Source organism: Chitinophaga sp. (assembly GCF_036569185.1).
Taxonomy (GTDB): domain Bacteria; phylum Bacteroidota; class Bacteroidia; order Chitinophagales; family Chitinophagaceae; genus Chitinophaga.
Genome location: NZ_DATCRD010000369.1, coordinates 19,252 through 27,428, shown reverse-complemented (window position 1 = coordinate 27,428; position 8,177 = coordinate 19,252). Strand labels below are relative to the sequence as shown.

5 protein-coding genes are annotated in these 8,177 nt (G+C 46.5%); 2 read left to right on the top strand and 3 right to left on the bottom strand.

Annotated features, from left to right (window positions below; genetic code table 11):
• The first annotated feature begins 40 nt into the window (after positions 1–40).
• Positions 41–922 (top strand): substrate import-associated zinc metallohydrolase lipoprotein, encoded by an 882-nt coding sequence (locus tag VIM72_RS28135; RefSeq protein WP_332006138.1) that lies wholly within the window; start codon positions 41–43, stop codon positions 920–922.
• Positions 923–945: 23 nt separating this feature from the next.
• A complete protein-coding gene (locus VIM72_RS28130; protein ID WP_332006137.1) occupies positions 946–1,854 on the top strand; it encodes a DUF4302 domain-containing protein in 909 nt (302 codons plus the stop codon).
• 83 nt (positions 1,855–1,937) lie between these two features.
• Here VIM72_RS28130 and VIM72_RS28125 read toward each other — a convergent pair whose 3' ends face one another.
• The 3 genes from VIM72_RS28125 to VIM72_RS28115 form a co-directional block, all read right to left on the bottom strand.
• Complete coding sequence (locus tag VIM72_RS28125) at positions 1,938–3,407, bottom strand: RagB/SusD family nutrient uptake outer membrane protein (protein ID WP_332006136.1); 1,470 nt, start codon at positions 3,405–3,407, stop codon at positions 1,938–1,940.
• A 5-nt stretch (positions 3,408–3,412) separates the two neighbouring features.
• Positions 3,413–6,946 (bottom strand): SusC/RagA family TonB-linked outer membrane protein, encoded by a 3,534-nt coding sequence (locus VIM72_RS28120; protein ID WP_332006135.1) that lies wholly within the window; start codon positions 6,944–6,946, stop codon positions 3,413–3,415.
• A 219-nt stretch (positions 6,947–7,165) separates the two neighbouring features.
• Positions 7,166–8,176, bottom strand: a complete 1,011-nt coding sequence (locus VIM72_RS28115) for a FecR family protein (protein WP_332006134.1) — start codon at positions 8,174–8,176, stop codon at positions 7,166–7,168.
• Position 8,177 lies beyond the last annotated feature (1 nt).

Sequence of the window (8,177 nt, the reverse complement as noted above, 5' to 3'; positions counted from 1 at the left end):
CTTTGAAGCAAATGTTGATAACAGATTTAAATTTTCAAGAATGAAATATTTGAAATTATTCCTGCTGCTGACAATGTTCGCAGGCGCCTTTTATGCCTGTAAAAAAAAGGAAACACTGGATGCAGATATTAATGGCCTGGGTGGTGATTACTGGGTGCCGGGCCTGGTGGATAAATGGTTGTATGATTCTATGATAAAGCCATATAACATAGAAATGAAATACAAGTGGGACCAATCCGAGTTTGATAAAAGCCTGATACTCGTCCCTCCGCAGGAGGATATGGTTATTCCTGTGACCCGGGATATTATCAGCTTCTGGATTAAACCGTACAATATCACCGCCGGGGACTCAACATTTATGAAGCTGAATACCCCTAAACAAATTATGCTTTCAGGTAGCATTGCACTGCAAAGTAATGGGAATGCCGTGGCCGGATTGGCAGAAGGTGGATTGAAAATACTCCTGTTCGACATTAATTCCTATAGCAGTGCAGATAGCTTCAGGGTGGCAGATATGGCCCACCTGATCCATCATGAATTCACGCATATTTTAAACCAGAAGAAGGCGTACCCTATTGAATATAACCAGGTAACCCCGGATACTTATACCGGCAACTGGACCGTGGTACAAGAAAATCCGTGGACGCTGGGTTATGTAAGCAACTACGCCCGGAAAGAGCCCGGGGAGGATATTGCAGAACTGGTATCCACCATGCTGGTGATGGGCCGTGCCCGGTACGATGCAATGGTGAACCACCCTTTTCCGGACTATCCCGACAGTCTTAACAATCCCGATGGCATCAGGTTGTTGCGGGCAAAGGAAAAGATCGTTGCTGACTATTTCAAGGAGGCCTACAATCTTGATTTCTACCAGTTGCAGGCCAATGTTCAGCAACAGATCCATCATGTTTTGCATCCCTAGTTTTACATTTAAATTTTGCAGCAATGATAAAATACCTGGTCTATATATTAACATTCGTAATGATTATTTCTTCCTGCAGGAAGGATCTCCACTCATCGGTTTTTGATAAATCGGCGGACCAAAGGCTTAACACAGTACTGACGGATTACCAGTCTATCCTGGTAGCGGCGCCCTATGGCTGGGTGGCAAACGTGGTGCCTGCTTTGGAAACAAACGAAAAAATCTATAGTTTCTGGTTTAAGTTTAACGATAGTAACCGCGTAGTATCCAGATGGAAAGCAGAACCACCTTTAACCAGCAGCTACAGGCTGAAGGCTTTACAGCGTCCCGAGTTAATATTTGACACCTACACCTATCTCCATCTACTTGCAGATGCAGAAAAAAAGGTACCGGGGGCTGCTGCCGGAACAGGTCTGAAGTCTGATTTTGAACTGGAAATTATTTCAGCTGCTGCAGACAGCTTTGTTTTTAAAGGAAGGTATAACGGGGCTGATGTAACATTCCAAAAAGCAACTGCAGGCGATACAGCAGGGAATGTGAGAGTTTTGGGCCATTATCCATTGGCAGGTTCCTACCAGGCAACAGCTGTGCGAATACTTTATGCAACCACGGCGGCAGACAGCTTAGTGGGTAGCATAGGAAACTTCAAGGGTATAAAGGAGTTTAGTCCATCAAAGTATGCTGATACTGTAGTTGTTGATTACGGGGATCTTGGCAACTCCAACTGGCGTTATCGCATTGCCTTAACAGCCGATGGACAGGGAATAACAGTAACGCCTAATGCAACAATGGAAAGCCAGATAAAACCAGGATCGTTTAAAATACTGGCTCAATCTTACGACCGGGGTTCAGGACGCATTTACCTTAAAAGTTTTTATACAAATTCAGCGGGTGCGGATCGCGTTACGGAAGAAACATTCATCCGCCGGTAATGAAAGTATCTGTACATATATGGGTTGATTTGAGTTGATGAAAGCATGGCGGCAGCATTTTTGCTGCTGCAATTATCTTCCCGTTACAATGGTAACCTCCGTTTAATACCAAGCGGTTTTAATGCAGGATTGGCCTGCAATGCACGGGCCGGTATTTCCAGCGTATAACCCGGGTCATTTTTTTCGAGCACAAATTGCTGACGGGGGCGCACCTGTTGGTTAATGATAGGCGTGAAATAGTGCGTGATGGAAGGTGCATCCGTTCTGCGCAGGTCAAACCAGTTGTGAAGTTGAAAAGCCAGTTCTTTTCTCCGTTCAAGTAATATATTATCCAGTAATGTTCCCTGGTTACTTTGCAGCAACATGGCGGTGGGTTTTACCCGGTGGCTTTGCAAAAGGGTAAGATCCGCACGGGCCTTCTCCGTTTCACCAAGGTGCGCATTGGCCTCCGCCCTGTTCAGATAGGCTTCGGAAGTACGGAAGGAAAAACAGTAGGCGCCGCCGTATATACCGCTTGTTTTGGGGATCACAGTAGTATTGGTGGCGTAGAAGTAACCGCCCGGCCGTTGATCCGCCGTGGCATATTGTTGCAGCAGCTCTGATGAAACGCTGTATCCATAGCCATTTCCAGGCCCGAAATTGTTGAATGCAGTGGGATTGGGATCATTGTAAAAAGTATAGATAATTTCCGGGTTAGCGGCTCCCAGTATACCGCCGTAAAAATCTGACATGTCTGTTCCCGGTGTCGTAATATCTTTTAACACAGACCTGATTTCAAGGCATTTGCCTGCAAAGGATGCGGCCTGTTCCCAGTGTTGCAGGTAAAGATGTATACGTGAAAGGAGCAGGTATACTGCTGCAGGAGAATAGTGAAAGATGCTGCTTGTTTTACCTGATTCCCGGGCATATGTAAGCGCCTTGTTAAGGTCGTCCAGGATCTGGTTATATACAGCAATAACAGGGCTTCTGGGCAGGGCGGCATTTATGAGTGTGCTGCTGGCGGAGAGGGGCACGCCCATTGAGTCTGCCATATTGCGCGGATCATAAGGTCTTCCCCAGATATTTACAAGGTAATAGTAAGCCAACGCCCGTGAAAAATGGGCCTCTCCAAGCAGGAATTGCCTGTCCGGGAGATCACCTTTAATTTTCTCTCCTTTATCAGTAATAATATTGCAGGCTTTTATAATCCGGTATAAGCCCAGCCAGGTATTATTCAGGATATCGGAGGGCGATTGCCTTTCGTCATACTGGATATCGTAAATATTTTGCCAGGTATAAAAAGCGGAATAAGGCCCTTTCTCATCTAAAGATTGCGCTGGCCCGCTGGTTTCTTCCACATCTGCCGTCATCATTTCGAGGAAGTAAAGAAACAGGTCGCCATCGGGCGACAGGTTCCTGTTCCATCCCTCACCGTTCAGCATTTCGGTATAGTCTGCCACCGTTTGGGGAGTGCGACTGTTATCTGTGGGCGTATCCAGGTACTTCCGGCAGCTGTTCATGGAGCAGGTAATTATTAACAGGATACCGGTATATGTGAGATGACGGATTTTCATAGCTGCTAAAAATTTATATCTGTTCCAAATGTAAAAGACGGACGCCTGGGCAATGTTCCGGGCGGCAGCTCCGGGTCCTGGCCGTTCAGTCTTTTATCTGCCAATAGCAATACGTCATGCAGCTGCGCATAACAGGAAATGTTTTTAAACAGGTTCTTTCTGTTGCCCTGTACAGGGAAATTGCGCTGAACAGAAAGCGTGGAGAGTCTGACATGGCCGGCATTTACTATCCGTATATCACTGTTGTTATACATTTCAGGTGGAAGTGTAGACATGAGGTAAAGTGGTATTGTTCTGTTCAAATTTTGCATAGTGGCAGGATCAAAACGGTAATATTGCAAAGGAGACATAGTAATTGGATTAAAGAGATACAGTCCTCCCTGGTAATCCATCACGGGTATGTTGGTTGTTTTTTCATCACCAGGTTGTTTCCAGCGTTTTTCAATGGCGGTCGACATATTCTCAGCCGGGTTAGGGATGAATGACCCGTTTTCATAAATGTTGTTCAATCGCTGCTTATAGCCCAGCTTTACCAGGAAAACAGCGGTCAGGCTCCAGTTCCGGTATTTCAGGCCGGTAGTAAAGCTGCCGTCTGTTAATGGGATGCGGCGGCCTGCAGGAACAAATACATTGGCATAGTATTCCGCAACGGTAGGCTGAACGGTATAATCCCTGTCGTAAATTCCCCGGAAAGTGGGAAACCCCTTGTTATTGAGCCCCGTGAATTTATAGGCATACATGGTATTAAGATCGCCGCCGGCCTTAATGATATCCCCGCTAAGATACTGTTGCTGATTACCTATTATCCCAGGATCAGTGAAGTTGTTTTGTAATACCCGGGTTTTATTGATTGAAATATTAGCCGCTATATTCCATTGCCAGTTTCGCTGCCGGATAACCTGGTACTGGAATCCCATTTCGATACCATTGTTCATAATACCGGCGCTGTTAAACATACCGGCATTGAAGCCATTTTCTTCGGCCAGGTTGATATTGGCAAGCAGGTCGCGGCTCCGTTTCCTGTAAACTTCCACTGTTCCGTACAACCGGTTCCGAAAAAAAGAAAAGTCAATTCCGGCATTGAACACATACGTTTTTTCCCAACACAGCCCCGGGTTATCGAAATTGATAATGGTAGCCTGACTTTCCCCGGAGATGGGATCCTGCACGGCATTGGACAACGACAGGCTGGGAGATTTTATTTCCGGCAGTCCGATATTATACCCGTATGATATCCGGATGTCGATGGAGTTGTTTGTTTGTTTATGATCTTTGATCGCCGGTTCATCCAGCATGCGCCACTTTGCGGCTGCCGACCAGGTTTTTTGCCAGAGCTTATTACCATACCGGGTAAAATAGTTAGCTCCATCCTGCCGCATATTAAAGTTCAATGTATACCTGTCTTTGTAAGAATATACCAACATGCCGTACCAGCTGGTTTGCCGGTATTTATTCATCAGCTGTTCGGCAGGTTGAATGCGGGAGTAAGTGAAGAAACGGTTATACATCGGGTATTCATTGGCCGGCGGGGGATAGGCCATTTGCCCCTTGCCTGGATAATATCCAAGCAAAAAACGCTTGCTGATGTTATATTTCGACTGCCTCAGTTCATTCCCCGCCAGCAATTGAATATAGTGGGCATGCGCTTTAAAGCTATATTCCAGTGAATGACGAATGGTATAATAATTTTGCTTTGTAGAAGTTTCCTGGTACTCGCCGCCCGACGGAAGAATAATATTTGCTTTGGCCGCATCGCTGTAAGGCATACCAGGCCCCAGGCCCATCCTGTACCTGGAGGCAATATAATAGGTGTTTTCCAGGGCATAATTGTTGTTGTCAGCATCAGATAAGCCCAGTCCATATAAGCCATGCAGCTTAAAGGAGCGGAGAAATGTCCAGTCTGCATTCATTACCGCCCGGTAAGTATTTACCAACATCCTGTTACGGCTATTTTCCATCTCGGAAACAATGTTGAAAAGCGCCACCTGTGAAGTGTCCATCACATAATTATCTAACGACCAGTTAGGCGAGGCTGGGGCATAATACATTCGTTGTTGTTGTATGGTGTAGGGAAGACTCCTGGCTGCGTGGTAAGCATACTGGTAGGGGTCCGTCTGGTAAGGATAGCTGCCTGTATGGCTGGAGCCGGATAATTTAATGCCTGTTTGCAAGCCGGGCACCGGGCGATAGCTGGCGCCAAGCATCCCGGAATATTGCCCGGCCCGGGTGAAAATAGCCGGGCCCTGCTGGTTGGCATAGCCGGCAGACAGGTAATATGCTGTTTTTTTACCCCCGCCGTTTATGGATAGGTGGTAGTTTTGTGAAATGCCATTATTGAACAGGATATTGAACCAATCCGTATTCATTGAGCCATAGATTTGTTCCATTTGTTCAAACTTGTCTTTGCTCATGTTGCCGTTGAGAAAATCCGTGTAATCACGCTCAAATCCCTCCGGAAGAATCCCATTTGAAAAAAGCAGTTTTTTATCGATGATCTCTTTAGACAGCGCCATCTTTTGAGTGGCATTCATCAGATCCAGGTGACGGTACCGTGGCCGCAGGGTGATATTGGTCACCTGTGCAAAGGTGATCCCCGGTTTTTTATCCGGGGTGCCGTTGCGGGTGGTGATAAGAATAACCCCGTTGCCGGAATTAACGCCATACAGCGCTGTGGAAGCGGCATCTTTCAACACATCAATCTGTTTGATGTCTTTCGGATTAAGCCCGGTAATGGGGCTCGACATCAGGTTAACATCATCCAGCGAATTAATGGTGGCGGCATTCAGTTTTACCGGCGCCTCGCTGACAATACCATCAATGACCCAGATAGGCTCCCGGTTGCCTGAAATAGTGGCCGTGCCCCGCAGCCTTATTTTAGGTGCTGCCCCGGGACTTGTACTGTTCATGTTAATGGCCAGTCCCGGCACTTTTCCCTGTAACATATTGTCTATGGATAGCTGGTCTTTTCTATCCAGACTGCCCGCGGAAACAGTACTTGCCGAGGCGGCGGAATATTGCTGTTTTACGGTGGCATACCCGTTTATTACCACTTCGTTGATGGGGGTTAAAGCAGGTTGCAGCGAAACAGCCAGGAATGCCCGGTTTTTTACGGCCACTGGTTTTGTTTGCATGCCCAGGAAAGATACCAACAACGTGGCATCCGGCGGCACCGTGATATGAAATATACCATTGTCATTGCTACGGGCATAATTGCCCCCGCCTTTTTCAATGATGTTCGCCTGTGGCAAAGGACGGCCATTTTCATCAGTGATCCGCCCTGAAATGGCAGCTGCTGGCAAGTTATTGTTTTTTTCACTGATGGGCATAATCACATGAAGCCCGTTTGTATGCACCACCTGTAGTCCTTTATCCTTTAAAAGCAGCTGCAATATATTATCTGTTGTTTCATTATCGGCCTGGAGACTTACCCGGCCCAGCTTTTTAAGCTCTTCGGTATTGTAGAAAAAAGCGATGCCTGTTTTCTTTGTGATCAATTCAAGTACCTGCGTAATGTGTTTATTCTTAACGTGAACAGACATACGCACCGACTGCGCATTGACATTCGAAGTGAGTAAGAAAATAACCAGGAAAAAAAAACAGTTCCGGTATGGTGTTTGGGACAAGTGCCACCATCCCTCCACATGACATCTGGAATGGTACATCAAACTAATGTAATCATATTGGATAACAAAAAATGTGCTGTTGACTGGCTGTTTAGACTAAAATTGCTCGCTGTTGTGGCTAAAGATAAATAAATATTACCTGATTTCAATAATCCTTTGTGAGGAGTCAATACTAAAATTTACGGGACGGGTGGTGGTCGCCTTAATAAGGTCCAGTAGCGGGAAAATATGCGGAGGCCTGTCCATCAACGGTATATTGTAATGGAGCTCACCTGGTTGTTTATTGATAAAGATAATGTTGTAATGATAGATAAAGCCCAGTTGTTGCATAATATCTTCCAGCGAAGCGTTGGTAAATGCTATTTTCCCTTCCTTCCATGCTGTTGCAGTTTCCCGGTTGCCTGCACTTAACCGTAATACATTGCTGAGCGTGTCCAGGTCCGCCTGTTGCCCCGGGAGCAGGTATTGGGTAGTAGCTGGCTGACCTGCTATTCCTACCGATATCTTACCCTGTGTCAGCGTGGTGAGGATGTGTTTTCCATAAGCGTTTATATTAAATGAGGTGCCTAATACCTGTATTACCTGTTTATTCACTTTAACAATAAAAGGCTGTTGGGTATTATGTGCTACTTCGAAGTATGCTTCCCCTGTCATGGTCACTTCCCTGGCCTTACCGGTAAAGGCGGCAGGATAATATAAACGGGAGGCTGTATTCAGCCATACTCTGGTGCCATCCGGCAGGGTGAGGGGATCGGTATAATTGGCAGGCGTTTCCCTGGTAATAAAATTAGTGGATGGAGGAGATTGATGCTTGTTTTGTTTCAGCGCCAGCCAGGTGGCGCCGGCCACCGCTAATGGCAGGCATATAATGGCGGCATAACGCATTATACGGCGTTGTAGGGATATTACGGGAGTAGCAGCCCCGGGCAGGGATAACCTTGCCCTCAGTTTAATCAGGTCTTCAGCAGTATTCACACCTTCCCATCCCTTCAGGTGGCCGGCCTGTGCGCGCATCTCCACGATTTCCTTCAGTAATTCGCGTTCTTCCCCGTTCATCTCCCCCGGAGCGGCAGGTGCACTTTGTTCATCCAGCAGATGATGGATCTTTTCCCAGTCTATTCCGTTATCTTTTTTTCGCTTATCCATT